Here is an 18,060-nt window from a genome sequence, read left to right as displayed (position 1 = left end):
CTCACTCGTGGAACTCTCGGCTGGACGCGGCCCCGGACGGCTCGACCGGGACGTGCTGGAGACCGGCCACGAGCGTGTCGACGAGGAACCGGTAGCTGCGGTCGACGTCGCGGGGCAGCCCGAAACCGCCGGCCGCCTCCACGGTGGCGAAGCCGTGCAGGCTGGAGCGCAGCACCCGGGCCGCGTCGACGGCGTGCGTGCCGCGCAGTTCGAAGCCGGCCAGGACGTCGTACATGATCCGCATGAGTTCGTTGCTCACCTGCCGGAGCTCCTCGTCCTCGTCGCCGTCGCCCGGCGCCCGGATGGCGGAGGCGTATCGCCCGGGGTGAGCGACGGCCCATCGACGGTACGCGTCGGCGAACGCCCGGACCGCGGCGGCGCCGGACTGCCCGACTGCGGCCCGCGACACCGCGTCCGTGAAGTCGCGCATGGCCTGCAGCGTGATGCCCCGGCGCAGCGCTTCGAGCGACTCGACGTGCTTGTAGAGCGACGGTGTCCGCACGCCGAGCCGTTCCGCCAGCAGCCCCATGGTCAGCTTCTCGAAGCCGACCTCGTCGGCGAGCGCGGCGCCGGCGTCGACCACCGCGGCCGGGGCGAGCCCGGCCCTAGGCACGAGCGGTCGCCTGCAGGAAGTTCAGCATCAGGGACACCGTTTCGTCGGGGAACTGGACGTGCGGGTAGTGACCGGCGCCGTCGATCATCTCAAGCCGGGCCAGGCCGGCCGGCATCGCGGTCACGATCGCGGTGCCCTCGGCGTGCGGGTCGGCCCAGTCCGGGTCGAGGGTCCCCTCGATGATCAGGGCGGGGCAGCGCACGTTGCCGAGTTGGGCGCCGGCGTCGGCCGGGGACGTCTGGGTCATCTTCTGCAGCGCCTTCATGCGTCCGGGCTCGCGCAGCATGGCCTCGACCCCGGCGAGGTCGGTGCTCCAGTCGGCCGGCTTGCTTCCCGGGTACGCCAGGTCGAGGTAGCCCTTCCACGACGACAGGCTGCCCATCATCGTGCCGGCCATCTTGACCGCGCCCCTGCGGTACCGGCTGTTGCCCAGATCGCCGAGGCTGAACGACTGCGCGCGGGTGAACGGCGCCAGCTCGACGATGCCGGTGATCAGGTCGGGCGCCTGTGCGGCGGCGATCGTGGCGGCGCCACCGGAGATCGAGTGCCCGACGAGCACGGCCGGGCCGCCCAGGTGGCGGATCACGGCGAGGACGTCGCCGGCGATGTCGGTGCGCGAGTAGGACGGCCACTGCGCGCTGGACTCCCCGGCGCCGCGCAGGTCCATCGTGGCGACCCGGTAGCCGGCCTCGACCAGGCGGGGCGCGACGAACCGGTACGCGCTGCGGCTGTTGCCGATGCCCGGGACGAGGACGACGAGCGGGCCGTCGCCGGTCACGTCGTAGGCGATGGTCCCACCGTCGATGGTCAGGTACTCGGTCATGGTGTGTCTCCCCAGTTGGCTATCGCTGTTAGCCCTAAAGCTAATGCAGTTAGCCGAGGGGCGCAAGGGCCGCGAGGAGGAAAGCTACGGCCATTAGCTAACGGCGGGCGTAGATGTCACCCTGCGCGGCCAGCTCCGTGAACCACGCCGCGTCGGCGACCCGCACGAACGAGGCCGACACCCAGAACCGCTTGACCGCCTCGACGTCCGGCGACGCCGGGCCGACCACCCAGATCGCGACGTGACGCAGGCCCGAGGCATCACTGGTCCCGACGGTCAAGGCGGTGTCGCGCAGGCACGGGTTGCCGGCGCACGGCTGCGGCCCCGGCACGCCGGTGAAGTTCACGACCACCTTCATGTCCCCGTACGCATAGAGGTCCGTCACCCCGTCGTCGGCCAGCGCGACCGACGGGTCCATCCGGACGACGCCCGGCGGCACGACCGACGGGACCAGCGCGAAGTGTGACACCTGGCCGGTCCGCCGGGCGCCCGCGATCGACGCCACCGAGAGCTCGAGCTGATGAGCTGCGGCGATCCGCTCGTAGGCGGCGTCCTGCGCGGCCTCCCGCCGAGCGGCGCGGATCTGCCCCACGACACCGACCGCGATCATCCCGAGCAGGACAACGAAGACGACAGCCACAGGGATCAATACGCGCTTCACGATCCAAGACTCTAGGCCTTGCCCGCCGGACGACCCCGCAGCCCGGGCGACCCACCAGCCACCGAAGCGGTTCCCGGACCTTGGCCGGGCCTCTCGCCCGTTGGTACGCCCATCCGAGCAACGCCTCCGCGCAACGGTGGTGGGACGGACGTCCACCTCGCTCAGGCGGCTCGGCGCGAGCTTGTCGGCTGGGTCTCACCGTGGTATTCGTGCCTCATAACCACGGTGAGACCCAGCTCGCGAGCGTGAGCCGTGCCGCGAGCCGGCCACCGGCAGGGCACGGCTAGCTTCCGGCGTGGGGGTGCTCGCCGAGCAGGCGGGTGGCGAGGACGGCGGCCTGGGTGCGGCGTTCCAGGCCGAGCTTGGCGAGCAGGCTGGAGACGTAGTTCTTGACCGTCTTCTCGGCCAGGAACATGCGGCCGGCGATCTCGCGGTTGGTCAGCCCCTCGGCGATCAGCTCCAGGATCTTGCGTTCCTGGTCGGTCAGTGACGCCAGCTCCCGCGGCTGCTCCACGCCGTGCCGGATGCGCTCCAGCACCCGCTGGGTGACCGCGGGGTCGAGCAGCGACTGGCCGGCCGCGACCCGGCGCACGGCGTCGAGCAGGTCGGTGCCGCGGATCTGCTTGAGCACGTACCCCGAGGCGCCTGCCATGATCGCGGCGAACAGCGCCTCGTCGTCCTCGTACGAGGTCAGGATCAGGCCTTTGATCGTCGAGTCGACGGCTCGCACGTCCCGGCACACGTCGATGCCGTTGCCGTCGGGCAGCCGGGCGTCGAGGATCGCCACGTGCGGCCGCAGCGCCGGGATGCGCCGGGTCGCCTCCTGAGCCAGGCCGGACTCGCCGACCACCTCGATGTCGCCGTCCGCTTGCAACAGGTCGACCAGGCCGCGGCGGACCACCTCGTGGTCGTCGAGCAGAAAGACTCGGATCATGCCTACTTCTTACCGTGCCGTCCGCCCCGCCTCCAGGGACCAAAGTCCCGTGGCGTGCGGGAGAGGGGACCTTCGGCCCTGACCGGGCGCTGCCCGCGCCCGGCACGCTGGGTGGCAGACATACCCCGGGTTGCTTCCCGTCGCGATCCGCGCGACCTCGCTCAGGTGCCCGGCCGGCGCTAAGGAGAACCGCTGTGAACGGCTACGACAACGCGGACCTGCGCGCGGCGGCAAGCGCCGGCATCCGGGCGCCCTCGATGCACAACAGCCAGCCGTGGTTGTTCCGCCTGCGGGACGGCGCCGTCGAGATCCTCGCGGACCCGGCCCGGCAGCTTCCCGTGGCGGACCGCACCGGCTGGGCGACCCGCCTGGCCTGCGGCGCTGCCGCCTACAACGCCCGTCTCGCCCTGGCGATGCGCGGGCGGCCCGCCGAGGTGGACGTGCGTCCGTCGCCCGCCGAGCCGGAGCTGCTGGTCCGGCTGAGCCCGGGGCCGGAGCGCCCGGCGACCTACGCCGAGCAGGCACTGCACGCCGCGATTGCGCACCGGCACAGCAACCGGGCGCCGTTCTGGCCCGACCCGGTGCCGTCCGGCACCCGGATCCGGCTCATCGAGGCCGCCCACAGCGAATCGGCCTGGCTCGACCTGCTGGTCGGCATGACCGCGCTGGCCGGCTTCTCCGAGGTGGCCGGCAGCGCCGACCGGGTGCTGCGCCGCGACGACCGCTACCAGGCCGAGCTGATCGCCTGGCTGCACGCCGACGACGCGCCCGACGGCATCCCGGTGAGCGCCGGTGGGCCACTGCCGGAGTCGCACGACCTGCTCCCGCAGCGCATCTTCGGCAACCGGCGCCGCGGGCCCGGCCGGGACTACGAGCCCGAGCCGCTGGTCGCCATCCTCGGTGTCGCCGGTGACCTGCCGGCCGACCAGGTCATCGCGGGCCAGGCGCTGCAGAAGGTGCTGCTGACGGTGACCGACGCCGGGCTGGCCGCCTCGATGATCTCCCAGCCGATCGAGGTGCCGACCGCCCGTGACCAGCTGCGCCGCTCGCTGAGCCGCAACGGCTATCCGCAGCTGGCCCTGCGCATCGGCTACGGCGCCGCCGGGCAGACGACGCCGCGCCGGGACGTCACCGACGTCCTGAGCTGACCGACGAGCGGCGGGGGAGGCCGGAAACCTCCCCCGTCCTCGCTAGTTCTGCGGCGGCGCGTCCGAGGGGCGGGAGCCCCAGACCAGGTCCGGGGTCGCCGACCTGGTGTAGACGAGGTGGCCGCCGTCGCGCACGGCCGACGCCGGCAGCCAGGCCTTCGACCGGGGCTTGCCGTCGAGCTGCAGGCCCTTGACGTAGAGGCCGTCGCCCGGCGCGTCGATCCGCAGGGTCTTCCCGCCGGCCAGGTGCACGACCGCGCGCGGGAACAGTGGCGTCGTCAGCGCCAGCTCCGCCCGGGTCGGGACCGTCGGGTAGAGGCCGAGCGCGGAGAACACGTACCAGGCGCTCATCGTCCCCGCGTCGTCGTTGCCGGGGATCCCGCCGGTGCCGTCGCTCCAGCGCCCGTCGATGATCGCCTTCACCGTCTCCTGCGTCTTGTACGCCTGCCCGAAGTAGTTGTAGAGGTACGGCGTCTGGATGTCCGGCTCGTTGGTGGCGTCGAACCGGGTGCTGCTCGTCGCGCTCAGGTCGAACGTCCCGTCTGGCTTGCGGAAGAACGCGTCGAGCCGCTCGGCCGCCTTCGCGGTCCCGCCCATGGCCTGGGCCAGCCCGAGCACGTCGGAATAGACCATCCAGGTGTACTGGGCGCTGCTGCCCTCGACGAACCCGGTCCCGGTCGACGGGCTGAACCCGGGCGCCCACGTCCCGTCGGCGTACCGGTCGCGCATCCAGCCGGTGAACGGCCCGTCCGACGGGACCGGTGTCGGCACGGCCGGGTCGGCCAGTTCGAGCTCGGCGAGCTGCACGATGTCCTCGCCGCCGTTCGCGGTGACGTTCAGCCGGTAGTACAGGTGCGGCTTCGGATCGGCCACCGGGTACTCGACGGTCTGCCCGCGTTGCGCGAACGTCTGCCCGCTCTGCTTGTCGACCACGGTCCAGTCGGTCCCGTTGTCGCTGCCGAGCAGTTCCCAGTCCTTCGGGTCACGTCCCGGCTCGTCGTTTCCGGAGGTCAGCGCGTACGTCGTCACGGTCTGCGGTTGCTCGAGCTGCGCCTGGATCCAGGCGGTCGTCGCGAACGTGAGCCACTTCGTGCCCTTGTCCCCGTCGAACGCCTTGGCCTTGCCCTCGGCCGTCCCGTTCTCGCCGCTCGCCGTGATCGTCGCGATCTGCTCGCGGACGTTGTGCTCCAGACCCGGGTCGGCCTTCGCGTCCGGGTCGTACACGTTGCGCCAGTTCTTCGATCGGCTCAGGAAGAGCTTCTCGTTGGTACGGTCACCCAGCGCCCCGGCGAGCCGGGAGAGCCCGTAGTCCGCGGCGGCGTCCTCCAGGGTCTCGGCGGCGCCACCCCAGCAGTGGCAGTCGTCGGCGGGGACGTAACCGAGCTGCAGATACTTGTCGAGCGCGGGCCGTTGACCGACGCACTCCACGTTGCAGCCGGCATCGCTGGAGTCGTTCGCGGTCGGGACGGTCGCCGCCCGTACCAGGGAATGGAACGCGCCTTTGACGTCGAAGTCCCGGGCGCCGAAGGCGTGCATGGCCGCGATCGCCGCCGCGGACGGATCGCCCGACATCACCGCGGTCTTGCCGTGCACCAGCAGCCACCGGTCCCACTCGCCGTCGCGCTGACCCGCGTAGTTGTAGAGCGACTGGGCGAAATCGCTCGCCATCGACGGGTCCAGGAGCGCCAGCAACTGCACCTGAGCGCGGTAGACGTCCCACCCGGAGAACGTTCCGTACTGGGCGCGTTGCTTCCCGCGTACGGCGTGGGCCGTCCCGTCCGCGCCCATGTACCTGCCGTCGACGTCACTGGTCAGCGTCGGCTCGAGCTGCGCGTGGTAGAGCGCGGTGTAGAACGTGCGCCGCTGCGCCTCGGTCCCGCCACCGATCGCGATCTTCTTCAGCTTGCTCGTCCACGCTGCCCGTGCCGCGTCGGCGATCTGCTCGAAGCTGCGCGTGCCGCTCTCCCGGGCCAGGTTCGCGCGGGCGCCGTCGAGGCTCACGTACGAGATCGCCACGCGCATGCCGACGCTGGTCGTGCCGGGCGCGAACGTCACGTACCCGCCGGAGCCCTTGCCGGCGTTCGGGCGCCCGGTCGTGCTGTACCCGCTGCCGCCGGTCTCGTCGGTGCCGCCCGGCGTGAGCGTCCCGTCCTTCCAGGTGCCGGTCGCCGCGAACGGCTGATCGAGCACCGCGACGAAGTGCAGCGTGTAGTAGGCGTGGCTGTTGTTGGTGCTCTGCGGCCCGCAGAAGTTCCCGGCGCTCACCGAGCCGGTCACCGTCCGGGTGGCAGGGTCGAGGTGGACCGTCGCGTCCTCACTGCCGGTCTCCGACAACGACGTACGGAACAGCAGGCTGGCCGGCTTGTCCGCGGGGAACGTGAACCGGCCGTCGCCGGTGCGCGGCGTCGCGGTCAGCTCCGCCCCGGCGCCGCTGTCGAGCTTGACCGCGTAGTAACCGGGTTTCGCCGACTCGTTGGCGTGCGCGAACGTGCTGGCGAACGTCGCGTCGGTCGCGTCCGCGGTGGGGGAGGCCGCGATGTCACCGACCTGCGGCATGACCGGGATGTCACCGTTGGCGCCGGAGCAGCCGACACCGCTGAGATGGGTCAGGCTGAAACCCCGGATCCGGGTGGCCGTGTACTGGTAGCCGCCCGGCGCCGGCGTCGAGATCTGGTTGCCGCGCGACGTCTGCGGGCTCCACGCCAGCATGCCGAACGGGGTCACCGCGCCCGGGTAGGTGTTGCCGAGGTTGGTCGTGCCGATGAACGGGTCGACGTAGGCGGCGGGATCGCTGACGAGCGGTGCGGGTGCTGCCTGAGCTGCGGCGGCGCCGATCGGAACGGAGAGGGCAACCCCTAAGAGCATTGCGACAGTACGGGATCTGAACACGCGTCGCCTCCACAGTGACATCGATGTCAGTCACATATCGGAAACAAGGTTTATTCGACTGATCTCGATGTGTCAACCGCCCTGCTCCGTGAACGGCCCGCCGGCGCGCTGGGATCCGCGGCCGCGGCTGCCGGTTGCGGTGGCGTGCGGTCCGGCGAGTCGGCCGGGGCTGGTCTTGCGGGCAGGCGCGGGGTCGCCGGCTGGTGCTCACGGTTGTAAACCGGCTCCGAAACAGCCCTGAGCACCAGCCGAACGTTCTCGGCTGGTGCTCAGGGGTGTTGAACGGCCTTGATGCAACCCTCAGTGCCAGCCGGGCCGGGACGCGTCCAGATGCCGGGAGTGGCGTCCACTTGGCGGACGGCGACCGGGGTGGTGGCCGGGAACTACTCGGTGAGGACCTTCACGGAGTCGGCGAGGCCGCCGTTGCGGTTGATGCCGACGAAGAACTCACCGCCGACGTGGGTGATGTCCTCGATCTCGTCGGTCAGGTTGTTTCCCGGAATGCCGATGTCGCTCTCCACATCGCCGCCGGACCAGTTGTACTGGTAGACCCAGTTCCACCCGGTGTCCGGCGTGTTGGTGTTGATCGAGTTGGTGTTCCAGATGTAGTTCTCGGAGCAGTCGATGCCCTGGTCGGAACGATTGTCGTGGTACGTCAGGTTGCTCTTCACCAGCGTCCAGCCGCTGGTCAGCGCGCCGGAACCGGGGTGGGTCCACAGGCTGCCGAGCCGGCGGGCGGCGTACTTGCCGGCGCCACCGGCTGCCGTCGCGCTGTAGCAGAGACCGCTGATGTTGCCCGTGGGCAGATCGACGACCTGCGTGGAGCCGATCGATCCGTCGCTGCCCAGGTGCACGATCGTCACGTCGTCGTCCGGGAACGCTGACTGGCTTCCCTGCGTGGCGATCAGCGCCGGGCCACCACCCAGGTAATTCGGGTTGTAGGCGAGGTCGTTGCCGTGGCCGAGCTCCGGCATGGAGACCGGCGCCCCGGAGCAGACCCAGCTCGCGCCGTCCCAGGTGGAGCCGTCACGCAGCCATCGGGACAGGACCGGCTCCCCGGCGCTGCCCTTGGAGAAGATGATGTAGAGCTGGCCGCCCGGCCCCGCCACCATGCCCTCCAGGACGGTGCGGCCGGCCCGGCACGCGCTGCTGTTCGGGATGTTCAGCCGTTCCGCGCCGGTCCGGTCGGTGGCCGCGGAGGCGGGGGCCGCCGCCGCAATGGCGGTTCCGATGGAGAGTCCGAGAACGGACGCAATGCTCAAAAGTCTCTTCACCCGTTGTCCTTTCTTGGGGTAAGGCAACGGGCAGCGTAGCAGTGCTGTTCACCTGGATTTCACCTGCGGCTATTGAACCGTTTCGATCGCGATTGGTGCCGGTCGGTGGTGCGGCGAAACTTCGGCCACCGACCGGCCGGCGGTCACCGCAGGCGGAAGCTCTGGGCCGCCGTTCCGTTGCAGGTGTACTGGACGAGTTGGACGCTGTCGGCGCTGCTCGCGGCGGGCACGTCCAGGCATTTGCCGCTGTTGCGGTTGACCAGGTGGTAATAGCCGTTGCCCTCGTCGACAGGTTGCCACTGCTGGTTGGCGCCACCGCCGTACGCCCAGGTCTGGATTCTGGCATTGTCGGCGGTGGAAACGTCGGTCACGTCGAGAGCCTGGGTGGCGTTGCCGCGATTGTTGATGCGGACGTAACCGTTGCTCGTGGGGGCCAGCTGGTATTGCTGCGCGGTGGAGCCGTTACACGTGTACTGCTGAATGGCGGTGCCGTTGGTGGTTCCGGCGGAACGGGCGTCGACGCATTTGCCGCTGTTCTTGTTGACCAGCGGGTGCCAATCCGGGGTGGGTGTGGTCGTGCTCTGGCCGCCCAGCCAGAGCAGCCCCTGAATCAGCCACTGATTCTGCTGGGCACTCTCGAACGTCGACGACGTCCGCGTATTGGTGTCGTAGTTCATGCCGTTGTGGCCGAAGTTGGCGTACAACATCTTGTAATTCTTGTTGGTCCACATGATCGGGTAGAAACCGCTGCGCCACTGCTGGTTCGGGTCACTGCCGACCGGGAACGTGGATGCGTCGAGCGAGGCGAGAATGTCGATGTCGGGGTTCTGCCGCAGGTCGTTGCTCCACGAATACCATTCGCTGACCGACGACTGAATGGTCGCCGGGAGACCGGCCGTCGACGGGTGACCGCGATCCTCGATCCGCAGCGTCTCGGCGGTCGGGCCCCAGGTGTTGGAGGCGAAGTTCCCCGAGCCCAGGAAGGTGTTGTAATACCAGCTCCACGAGCTCGCCTCGGTGGTGAACGCGCTGACGTGGAAGCCGAGGAAGGCGCCGCCGTTCTGCACGTACTGCTGGAAGGCGGCGCGGCGCTCGGCCGGTGGCCCGTCGTCCAGGAACATGATCACCTGGTATCCGGCCAGGCCGGTGGCGCTCAGCCGGCTCCAGTCGGTGGTGGCCTCCCAGGTGAAGCCGTACTGGGCGCCGGCCTTCGGGAACCAGTCCCGGGCCTCTTTGTCGAAGTCGATGTGCGCGGCGTCCCAGGTGCCGTTGTAGAACGCGAGCACCTTGAACGGGGTGGCGGCGACCGCCTCGCCACTGCGCACCAGCAGGCCGGTGGTGACCGTGGTGAGCAGGGCGAGGGTCGCTACGAGGACACGGTGGAGCAGCTTTCGGGCCACGGGGAAACCTCGGAGGACGCAGGGGCGGGGGAGGGCGGCGCCGCTTGGCGTACATCCTCGGGTATCGATGCGTCCGGCCGCAAGGTTAACAGTCCTAATAGTTAAAACATCTTCTTAATGCGCTCGGTCCGAATCGTCACCCCGAACGTCCGCCATCCGGGCCTCGCCGAACCAGCGGGCCAGTTGCCGCTCCAGGTCGTGTTGATCGTCGCCGGTCCACGCCACGTGGCCGTCGGGGCGCACCAGGACGGCCGGGACGTCCAGCGCCGCGGCCGGATCGGCGAGCTCGTCGACCCGGTCCGACCAGCCGCCGGTGGTCAGGCGCCCGGTGCGGTCCAGCAGCAGGCCGCGGCCCCGGTGCAGCAGATCGTAGAGACGGCCGTCCTTCACGTCGAGGTCGGGCAGGCGGCGGCCGAGCAGGCCGGGACCCTTGCCGAAGTCGTAACGCACGCCGATCCCGCTGATCTTCCCGACCAGGTGGCGGTTCACCTCGTCGAAGTCCATCAGCTCGGTGAGCAGCCGCCGCGCGGCCCGCGCCCCCGGATCGTCGGACAGCAACGCGGTCTGGGCGCGGGTGTTGTCCAGCACGTCCGCGGCGACCGGATGGCGTTCCGCGTGGTAGGAGTCGAGCAGTGTCTCCGGCGCCCACCCGCGGACCTGAGCGGCCAGCTTCCAGCCCAGGTTGAACGCGTCCTGGACACCCAGGTTGAGGCCCTGCCCACCGATGGGCGGGTGGATGTGCGCCGCGTCGCCGGCCAGCAGGACCCGCCCGACCCGATAACGGTCGGCCAGCCGGGTGGCGTCGCCGAAACGGGACAGCCAGCGCGCGGAATGCACACCGAAATCCGTTCCCGCGATCGCCCGCAACTGCTGCCGGAAATCGTCGAGCGTGGGCGGTTCCGTGCGGCCGGCGAGACCCGCGGCGGGAATGATGACCCGATAGGAGCCGGGGCCGGCGGGCATGACCATGAACCGTTTGTCGGTCTCCCGGATCCCGGCCACCTTCGCCGCGATCTCCTGAGGCGGCGCGCTCGCCGCCAATTCGCCCATCAGCGTCTCGGAGCGTGACGGCTCGCCGGGGAAACCGACGCCGAGCAGTTTGCGGACCGTGCTGCGGGCGCCGTCACAACCCACGAGATAGCGCGTACGCCATTGCTCCCCACCGGTGAGCGTGACCGTCACCCCGTCGTCGTCCTGCTCGAAAGCGGTCAGCGTCACCCCGCGCCGGATCTGTGCGCCCCGAGCCGTCGCATGCTCCTCGAGGAGCCGGACGATGACCGGCTGCGGGATGCCGAGCAGCATCGCGTACGGGGAGTCCAGATCCGCCGGCGCGGGTTTGTCGATCGCGGCGAAGTAGGCGCCCGCCGGTCGTCGCCGCCCCTGCTCGAGAACGCGTTCCAGCAGGCCGCGCATGGCCATCAGTTCGAGGCTGCGGGTGTGCAGGCCGACGATGCGGACCGACGAAGCGGGCTCGGTCTCCTTGTCCAGGACCAGAACCCGTACGTCATGAAGTCGCAATTCGGCGGCGAGTGTCGCGCCGGTCGGACCACAGCCGGCGATGATCACGTCAAACATGGGTCGTGCCTTTCGGGAGTGCGTTTCGGCGCTCCCGGCGACCCTTACGTCAGCCGCCCGGCCGTGACGGCAGGGGGAGCACCCACGTCGTTGCAACGGTCATGGATCTCACCTCCCCGGGTGGTGTCACGGTCGCCAGCAAACTACAAGCCCGAGCGCCGTCCTGTCCAGCGACATGACGCGCCCGGGAGCCGTGCTGTTCAGCAGCACGACGCACCGCGACCCGCGGCCCGCGGCGTTCCGCCCGGTGCGGATCCCGCGCAACCCCCGCTGCTGGTTCCGCCCGAAGCGCGCAACCGGGACCGCGACAGGCCCAGGAGCTCAGGTCAGGTCGCCGGCGATGAGGCGGATGGTGAAGCCCTCCCGCCCACGGTGCATGCCGACGAACGCGCACATCTGATGACTGATCCACAAACCGAGCCCGCCGTTGCCGGCCGGCCGTTCCGCGGGCAGCAGACCGGCGTAGGGCGCCCGGGGCCCGGGCCCCGCGTCGGTCACGGTCACGACGACGCGCCGCGGCCCCGGCCAGACCCGCAGGGTGACCGGCGCCAGCCCGTGGATCAGCGCGTTGGTGACCGCCTCGCTCACCGCCAGGAGCAGGCCGTTGAGATCCTCGGCGGGCAGGTCACCGGCGGCCCGGGCGACGGTGGCCCGTGCCTGCGCGGTGGTCGGCCCGGTCACCTCCAGAGCGGGCCGGCCCTGCTCGAGCGGGTCGCGCCAGGTGTCCGAGCGGGCGCGCAAGAACTCGGCCGGATCCTCGAACGCCGGGTTGTCGGTGTGCCGGTGCGCGTTCGCGACGTGCGGGTGGGTGCGGCGGACCTCGGCGACGACGTCCGCCGGGGCGGTGCGGGTGTCGTACGGGCAGATGCCCCACACCGGGAAGTCGTGGTAGGCGTGGTTGACGACGGCCTCATACCGCGCCCACCAGTCCCACGGCGCGCCGAGCCCGGGGTGCGGGACGTCGCCGGCCACGCGGATCTGCGGGGCGCCGCGCGTCACATACTCCCCGAAGAGCGCCTGGTAGCCCCGGATAGCGGTGGCCGGCCGGGAGTAGTGCTCGCCGCCGTCGAGGAACCGGATGCCGCTGCCGGTGCCGAAGACGTCCCGGACCAGGCTCTGGTTCCCCGGGGCGAACGCGGAGATCACGGGCTCGCCCGCGGCCAGTCCGTCGGCGAAGAACGGCACGATCACGCCGAGGAACTGCTCCGCGGAATCGTAGAACGCCGTCTCGTGGAAATAGCCGGGATGACCCGCCGCCGCGCCGGATCTCATGGGGACACCACCTGCACTTCCAGACCGCCCATCGGAACGAGGTCGGCGATCATCGTCGTCACACTGCCGGGCCGTGCCTGGACCACCGCGGTCACGCCCCGGGCCGTCGCGTACTCAGCGAGCAGGGCCAAGCTGCGGTGGTCGATGAAGGTCAGCGCCGTGGCGTCGACCGTGATCCGGCCGTCGCGCGGAGCCGGGTGCGCCTCGCGCAGCACGGTGGCCAGGGTTGGCCGGTTGCCCGGGTCGATCTCACCGGCCAGCGCGAACCCGGCGGCCGGGCCGGGCGCGGAGTAGAGCCGGAACTCGCTGGAATCCGGGGTCAGCGCCGGATGCAGGCACGACACCTCAGCCAGAGCCGCCTCGCCGAGGACCCGGCGGTCGAACCCGCACAGCCCGGCGATCGGCGTCCCGGCGATGAACGCGTCGACGAGGTGCTCGTAGCGCATCCAGGCGGCGCGTTGCCGCTCGGTGCGGACGAGCGAGGTGGCGTCGGCCGCGACCCGCAGCCCGGCCCACCCGTCGGCCAGCGCCCGCTCGACCGCGTCGGCGAACGTGCCGATCTGCCGTTCCGCCTCGACGGGCTCACCCGCGCCATACATCGCCGCGACCGAGGTGACCTCGGCCTGACCGCTGGCCACGGCGCTGTTCAGGCCGGCCGGCACGCCGGTCCCGGCGCCGGCGACGTAGATGACCCGCTCCCGCCGGGAGAGCCCGTCGGCGAGGAACTGCCCGGCGATCGCGCGGAAGTCGTCGGCCAGGGTGAAAGCCCAGCCGACGTGATCGTGCAGGCCCAGCCCGCCGACCGTGTCGACGACCCCCGACAACCGCATCGTCGCAGCCTACCTCGTGACCTTCACGCCCGCCCCGCGGGAACGTAGGGTCTCCGGCGTGGGGAAACACATCCGGGCGGGGAGCGTGCCGCGATGACGGCGGACATCAGCGACGTGGAGGCGGCCGCGCTGGCCGCGGTGGACGAGACAGCGATCGCCGGAACCCTGCTGGATCTGCTGGCCGTGCCGAGCGTGACCGGAACCGACGCCGAGTCCGAGCTGCAGCACGTGCTGGCCGGGCATCTGCGACGGCTGGACCTGGACGTCGACCTGTGGTCCATGGATCTTCCCGGGCTGCGGGCGCACGCCGGTTTCCCCGGCACGGAGGCACCGCGGACCGAGGCGTGGGGGCTGGTGGGCGTCACCCGGGACAGTGGCGACGGGCCGACGCTGGTCCTGCAGGGGCACGCCGACGTCGTACCGCCGGGGGACCTCGCGCAGTGGGCCGGGGACCCCTTCCGGCCGAGGGTGGCCGGCGACGTCGTGCACGGCCGGGGCGCATGCGACATGAAGGCCGGCGTGGTGGCGATCCTGGCCGCCCTGGCGGCGGTCCGCGCGGCCGGCGTGCGGCTGCGCGGGCGGGTGGCGACGCACTTCGTGGTCAGCGAGGAGGACGGCGGGCTCGGCGCGTTCGGCACGCTGGAACGCGGGCACACCGGGGACGCGTGCATCATCACCGAGCCGACCAGCGGCGCGCTGATGATCGCGAACGCCGGTGCGCTGACGTTCCGTATCGAGGTGCCGGGGCGGGCGACGCACGGCAGCACCCGGTACGCCGGGGTCAGCGCGATCGACGCGTACCTGCCGATCCACCACGCCCTGGCGCGCCTGGAGGAACGCCGCAACGACGGTGCCGACCCGCTGATGGCGGAGTATCCCGTCGCCTATCCGCTGTCGGTCGGCACGGTCCGATCCGGCGACTGGGCCAGCAGCGTGCCCGATCTGCTCGTCGCCGAAGGGCGGCTCGGCGTCCGGCTGGGGGAGGACCCGGCCCTGGCGCGCGCCGACCTGGAAGCCTGCGTCGCCGAGGCCTGCTCCGGCGACCCGTGGCTCAGCGAGCACCCGGCGACCGTGACGTGGCCCGGTGGGCAGTTCGCCAGTGGACGGTTGCCGGCCGGGCACCCGCTCGCGGCGCTGGTCGCCGACGCGCACGCCGACGTCACGGGCGGTCCGCGGCCGGCGGAGCGGGGCGCGCCGTACGGCAGTGACCTGCGACTCTACGCCGGGGCGGGAATCCCGACCCTGCAGTACGGCCCGGGCGACGTACGCCTGGCCCATGGCCCGCGGGAACAGGTGAACGTCAGCGAGATCGTCACGGTGGCCCGCGCTCTGGTCCTGGCCACCCTGCGCACGGCCGGGACCAGGTGACCCGCGAACTCTCGGTGGAATGCCCGGTTCATTCGGTGTCGTCCATCAGGTATGCGACGACGTATTGACGGCTGAACCATCGATGGTGACGATAAGCGCTCAGCGATACAGGGGGATTTCGCTATGCGCTTCGTTGCCCGGTTCCTCGCGGCTGTCGTTCTCGGAACTCTGATCGTCGCCGGTGGGCAGCCCACCGGCGCCGCGGCGGCGCCCGCCGAGGTCGAACTGATCGTTCTCGGTCTGCATCCGGCCGCCGCCGCGCGCAAGACTGTCGCGCTGACGTTCGACGACGGACCGTCCAAGTACACCCCTCAGGTTCTCGACATCCTGAAGCGGTACCACGTGAAGGCGACGTTCTGCATGCTCGGCCAGAACGCCGGGACGTACCGCAAGGCCGCCCAACGGATCGTCCGGGAGGGCCATCGGCTGTGCGACCACAGCTGGAACCACCCGGACTTCACCGATCTGTCCAACAGCGCCGCCCGCTCGCAGGTGGTCCGGGCCCAGAACCGGATCAGCGCGGTGACCGGCCGCACGCCGAAGGTCTTCCGATTCCCGTACGGCGCGAGCAACGCCCGCACCCGCATCGTGGTCCGTAACCAGGGGCTGCGCATTCTCGGCTGGACCGTCGACACGCGGGACTGGTCACGGCCGGGCGCCAAGACGATCGAGAACCGCGCCGTGACCGGCACCCGCCCCGGCGCGGTGATCCTGATGCACGACGGCGGCGGCAACCGCAGCCAGACGGTGGCCGCTCTCGACGACGTCATCCGGCGCCTCAAGGCCAAGGGCTACACGTTCGTCCTGGCCTAGTACGGCAGCCGCCATTCGTGATCATAGCTGGAGTTCGAGGGTGAGGCGGCGGGCATAGTGGGCTCGTCTGGCTCGTGCCTGGTGTCGACGCCGCCAGTGTGACCAGCGCAAACGGTAGGCGATGCTGCGCGTCGGCCGGATCAGTAAGACGTTGATCAGGCGGCGGATCTCGTTGACGGTCAGTTCGATCATGTCGGGCTGAGCGGGCCGGTCCGCGGTTCGGGCGTCGGCGGCGCAGATCGCGAGGACCGCAAGCGCTGCCAGGGCGAGGGTGGTGAACCGGTGCCAGGACGTCCAGCGGCGGACTTGGTGCTGGTCCAGCCCGACCTGGCCCTTTCCCGCCTGAAAACTCTCCTCCACGATCCACCGAACTCCCGCCACCCGTACTAGCTGGGCGAGCGTGACCGGGCCCGGCGCCCAGCAGCGGTAGAAGGCCAGCTCACCGGTCGTATGGTTGCGGCGGATCAGCAGACTGTGCCGGCCGTCGTCGTCCGGGTCACCATCGGCGCCGACGTAGGCCAGCCAGGCCCAGTCATAGAACCGTGGTCCTTTCGAACCGTCGCCGGCACTGCGCCGGGTCCACGCGGTGGCGGGCAGACCGGCGGCCAGCCGGTCAGCGCGACTGCGGGTTTTGCCTGCGTCGATCGGCACGAGGTGATCGCAGGAGACCGCCAGGACGTAGCCCAGCCTGAGTTTGCGCAGCTCGCTGCGGAGTCGGCTGTTGTTGCCGTAAGCCTCGTCCGCAGCGACCCATCGGGCCGGGACCAGGGCATTGACCGCAGCGGTGATCATGTCATCGGCCAGTTCGGAGCGGGTGGCGAACGCGATGTCGTCCGGGACGCCCGCCCGTTCGCACCGGCCGGGGTCGTCGGTCCAGGACTTCGGCAGGTAGACCCGCCGGTCGATCAGAGTGTGACCATGCCGGCTTGCGTAGGCCAGGAACACGCCGACCTGGGCGTTCTCGATCCGCCCGGCCGTGCCGGTGTACTGCCGCTGGACACCGACGGTGTGCACGCCCTTCTTCAGGTCGCCGGTCTCGTCGACCACCAGGACCCCGTCCGGGTCACCGAACCGGTCGACGATGACCTGCCGCAGGTCGTCACGCACCGCGTCGGCGTCCCATCTCGCCCGGTAAAGCAGCCGCTGCATCGCGTCCGGGCGGCCGTGTCCGGCCTGCTCCGCCAACTGCCAGGACGTCTTGATCTGTAGGTCCGCGAGCAGACCGGTGACAAAGTCCGCAGCCGCCCGGCGGGGCTCGACCCGGGCGAACCGGTCGGCGAACGAGCCGGTCACCAGGTCGATGATTCGCCGCCACTGGGCAGGCTCTACGCTGTGGCTCTCGGCCACCGCAAGGTTGAATGTTGTGTCCACAACGCACAGACGATCATGCGGTGGCCGTCCTCGTTACCGCGGCACCCGAGGTCACCTCACGAATGGCGGCTGCCGTACTAGGGTCCATCGGCGAACGTGTCGGCACCGAGGACGGCGAGCAGCGCGAGTTTGTCGTGGCTCTCGGTGCCGGGGGTGGCGGTGAAGATGAGCAACGATTGCCCCTGATCGGGGTCGAGAAGGGTCTGGCAGTACAGGTCGATGCGCCCGACCTCGGGGTGGACGAAACGTTTGGCGCTGCTCCACCGCAGTCCCACCTCCTGGTGGTTCCACAGCTCAGCGAACTCCTTGCTCCGGTGTTGCAGCTCGGCCACCAGCGAGGCGGCCGGCGACCCGGGACCCTGCGCGGCCGCTCCGGCGCGCAGAATCGCGACGTAGACCCGGCTGTGCAGGTCGTGGTCGTCGCTCAGATACCGCTCGCGGGCGGTGGGGTCGGTGAACCACCGGTAGAGGGCACTGCGGGCCAGGCCGGTGTGCCGCGTCTCGTCGCCGAGCAGTGCCACCGCCGGCGGCGTCTGCTGCAGCGTCTCGCCGATCGGACCCACGATCTCCGCCGGGGTGTCCTGGAGCCGGTCCATGACGCGCAGCAGACCGGGACTGATGTGCGCGTCGCGCAGGTGCCGTGGCTGCGATCGGTGTCCGCACAGCAGGAAGAGGTGGTCCCTCTCGTCCGGGGTCAGGCGCAGACCCCGGGCGATCGCGGCAGCCATCTGCTGGGACGGCTGAGAGCCACTACCCCGTTCCAGCCGGGCCAGATAGTCGGCCGACATGTCGCACAGCTCGGCGACTTCCTCGCGGCGCAACCCGGCGGTGCGCCGCCGGGCACCACGGCGCAGCCCGACGTCCTCGGGCTGCAACGACTCGCGCCGGACACGCAGGAAAGCGGCCAGGCCGTCACGGTCCAGCGTCAGGTCCACCATCGGGCTCCCACCTCGAACGTCGTCGTGCCTCGGCCTCATCGTCCGGCAGCCGGGGACCGTTAGCCACGCCCTGCCGTTCAGCGGCTGAGCAGGTCCTTCATCCACCGCCACGGAGCCGCTTCTACTGGAGGACGACAGGCCGGGCACGTTT

At 70.7% G+C, this 18,060-nt stretch carries 15 protein-coding genes; 3 read left to right on the top strand and 12 right to left on the bottom strand.

The features are described 5' to 3' along the window. Position 1: 1 nt before the first annotated feature. The 4 genes from Acy02nite_RS27685 to Acy02nite_RS27670 form a co-directional block, all read right to left on the bottom strand. Positions 2-613, bottom strand: a complete 612-nt coding sequence (locus Acy02nite_RS27685; RefSeq protein ID WP_203745762.1) for a TetR/AcrR family transcriptional regulator — start codon at positions 611-613, stop codon at positions 2-4. Further along, positions 606-1,436 carry an alpha/beta fold hydrolase gene (locus Acy02nite_RS27680; protein WP_203745760.1) on the bottom strand — a complete coding sequence of 277 codons (831 nt, stop codon included), beginning with the start codon at positions 1,434-1,436 and terminating at the stop codon, positions 606-608. The genes Acy02nite_RS27685 and Acy02nite_RS27680 overlap by 8 nt, the downstream gene beginning before the upstream one ends. A gap of 97 nt (positions 1,437-1,533) precedes the next feature. Next, a complete protein-coding gene (locus Acy02nite_RS27675) occupies positions 1,534-2,097 on the bottom strand; it encodes a hypothetical protein (protein WP_203745758.1) in 564 nt (187 codons plus the stop codon). A gap of 283 nt (positions 2,098-2,380) precedes the next feature. After that, on the bottom strand, positions 2,381-3,031 hold the full coding sequence (locus Acy02nite_RS27670; protein ID WP_203745756.1) for a response regulator: 651 nt from the start codon (positions 3,029-3,031) through the stop codon (positions 2,381-2,383). Between the two features lie 194 nt (positions 3,032-3,225). Here Acy02nite_RS27670 and Acy02nite_RS27665 point away from each other — a divergent pair, with 194 nt between their 5' ends. After that, on the top strand, positions 3,226-4,179 hold the full coding sequence (locus Acy02nite_RS27665) for an Acg family FMN-binding oxidoreductase (RefSeq protein WP_203745754.1): 954 nt from the start codon (positions 3,226-3,228) through the stop codon (positions 4,177-4,179). A 42-nt stretch (positions 4,180-4,221) separates the two neighbouring features. Here Acy02nite_RS27665 and Acy02nite_RS27660 read toward each other — a convergent pair whose 3' ends face one another. The 6 genes from Acy02nite_RS27660 to Acy02nite_RS27635 form a co-directional block, all read right to left on the bottom strand. Further along, complete coding sequence (locus Acy02nite_RS27660) at positions 4,222-7,044, bottom strand: GH92 family glycosyl hydrolase (protein WP_239175263.1); 2,823 nt, start codon at positions 7,042-7,044, stop codon at positions 4,222-4,224. Positions 7,045-7,451: 407 nt separating this feature from the next. After that, positions 7,452-8,342, bottom strand: coding sequence for a hypothetical protein (locus tag Acy02nite_RS27655; RefSeq protein WP_203745745.1), 891 nt, complete (start codon positions 8,340-8,342; stop codon positions 7,452-7,454). 143 nt (positions 8,343-8,485) lie between these two features. Further along, the gene (locus Acy02nite_RS27650; protein WP_239175262.1) at positions 8,486-9,742 is read right to left on the bottom strand and encodes an RICIN domain-containing protein; all 1,257 of its coding nucleotides are present in this window, start codon (positions 9,740-9,742) and stop codon (positions 8,486-8,488) included. 114 nt (positions 9,743-9,856) lie between these two features. Beyond that, positions 9,857-11,317, bottom strand: coding sequence for an FAD-dependent monooxygenase (locus tag Acy02nite_RS27645; protein WP_203745743.1), 1,461 nt, complete (start codon positions 11,315-11,317; stop codon positions 9,857-9,859). 321 nt (positions 11,318-11,638) lie between these two features. After that, a complete protein-coding gene (locus tag Acy02nite_RS27640) occupies positions 11,639-12,589 on the bottom strand; it encodes an anti-sigma factor RsbA family regulatory protein (RefSeq protein WP_203745741.1) in 951 nt (316 codons plus the stop codon). Next, complete coding sequence (locus Acy02nite_RS27635) at positions 12,586-13,419, bottom strand: MEDS domain-containing protein (RefSeq protein ID WP_203745739.1); 834 nt, start codon at positions 13,417-13,419, stop codon at positions 12,586-12,588. The genes Acy02nite_RS27640 and Acy02nite_RS27635 overlap by 4 nt, the downstream gene beginning before the upstream one ends. A gap of 93 nt (positions 13,420-13,512) precedes the next feature. Between Acy02nite_RS27635 and Acy02nite_RS27630 the strand changes: the two genes are divergently transcribed. Beyond that, on the top strand, positions 13,513-14,787 hold the full coding sequence (locus Acy02nite_RS27630) for an ArgE/DapE family deacylase (protein ID WP_203745737.1): 1,275 nt from the start codon (positions 13,513-13,515) through the stop codon (positions 14,785-14,787). Between the two features lie 123 nt (positions 14,788-14,910). Next, positions 14,911-15,600, top strand: coding sequence for a polysaccharide deacetylase family protein (locus Acy02nite_RS27625; protein ID WP_203745735.1), 690 nt, complete (start codon positions 14,911-14,913; stop codon positions 15,598-15,600). A 21-nt stretch (positions 15,601-15,621) separates the two neighbouring features. Here Acy02nite_RS27625 and Acy02nite_RS27620 read toward each other — a convergent pair whose 3' ends face one another. Together Acy02nite_RS27620 and Acy02nite_RS27615 are read right to left on the bottom strand one after the other, a co-directional pair. Beyond that, positions 15,622-16,905, bottom strand: a complete 1,284-nt coding sequence (locus Acy02nite_RS27620; protein ID WP_203746205.1) for an IS701 family transposase — start codon at positions 16,903-16,905, stop codon at positions 15,622-15,624. A gap of 143 nt (positions 16,906-17,048) precedes the next feature. Continuing rightward, positions 17,049-17,909: a helix-turn-helix transcriptional regulator gene (locus Acy02nite_RS27615; RefSeq protein ID WP_239175261.1), complete on the bottom strand. Its 861-nt coding sequence runs from the start codon at positions 17,907-17,909 to the stop codon at positions 17,049-17,051. Positions 17,910-18,060 lie beyond the last annotated feature (151 nt).

Origin of the sequence: Actinoplanes cyaneus, assembly GCF_016862095.1 — a bacterium.
GTDB classification, from domain to species: domain Bacteria; phylum Actinomycetota; class Actinomycetes; order Mycobacteriales; family Micromonosporaceae; genus Actinoplanes; species Actinoplanes cyaneus.
The sequence above is the reverse complement of the archived record's forward strand: the minus strand, read 5'-3'. Positions and strand labels throughout refer to the sequence as shown.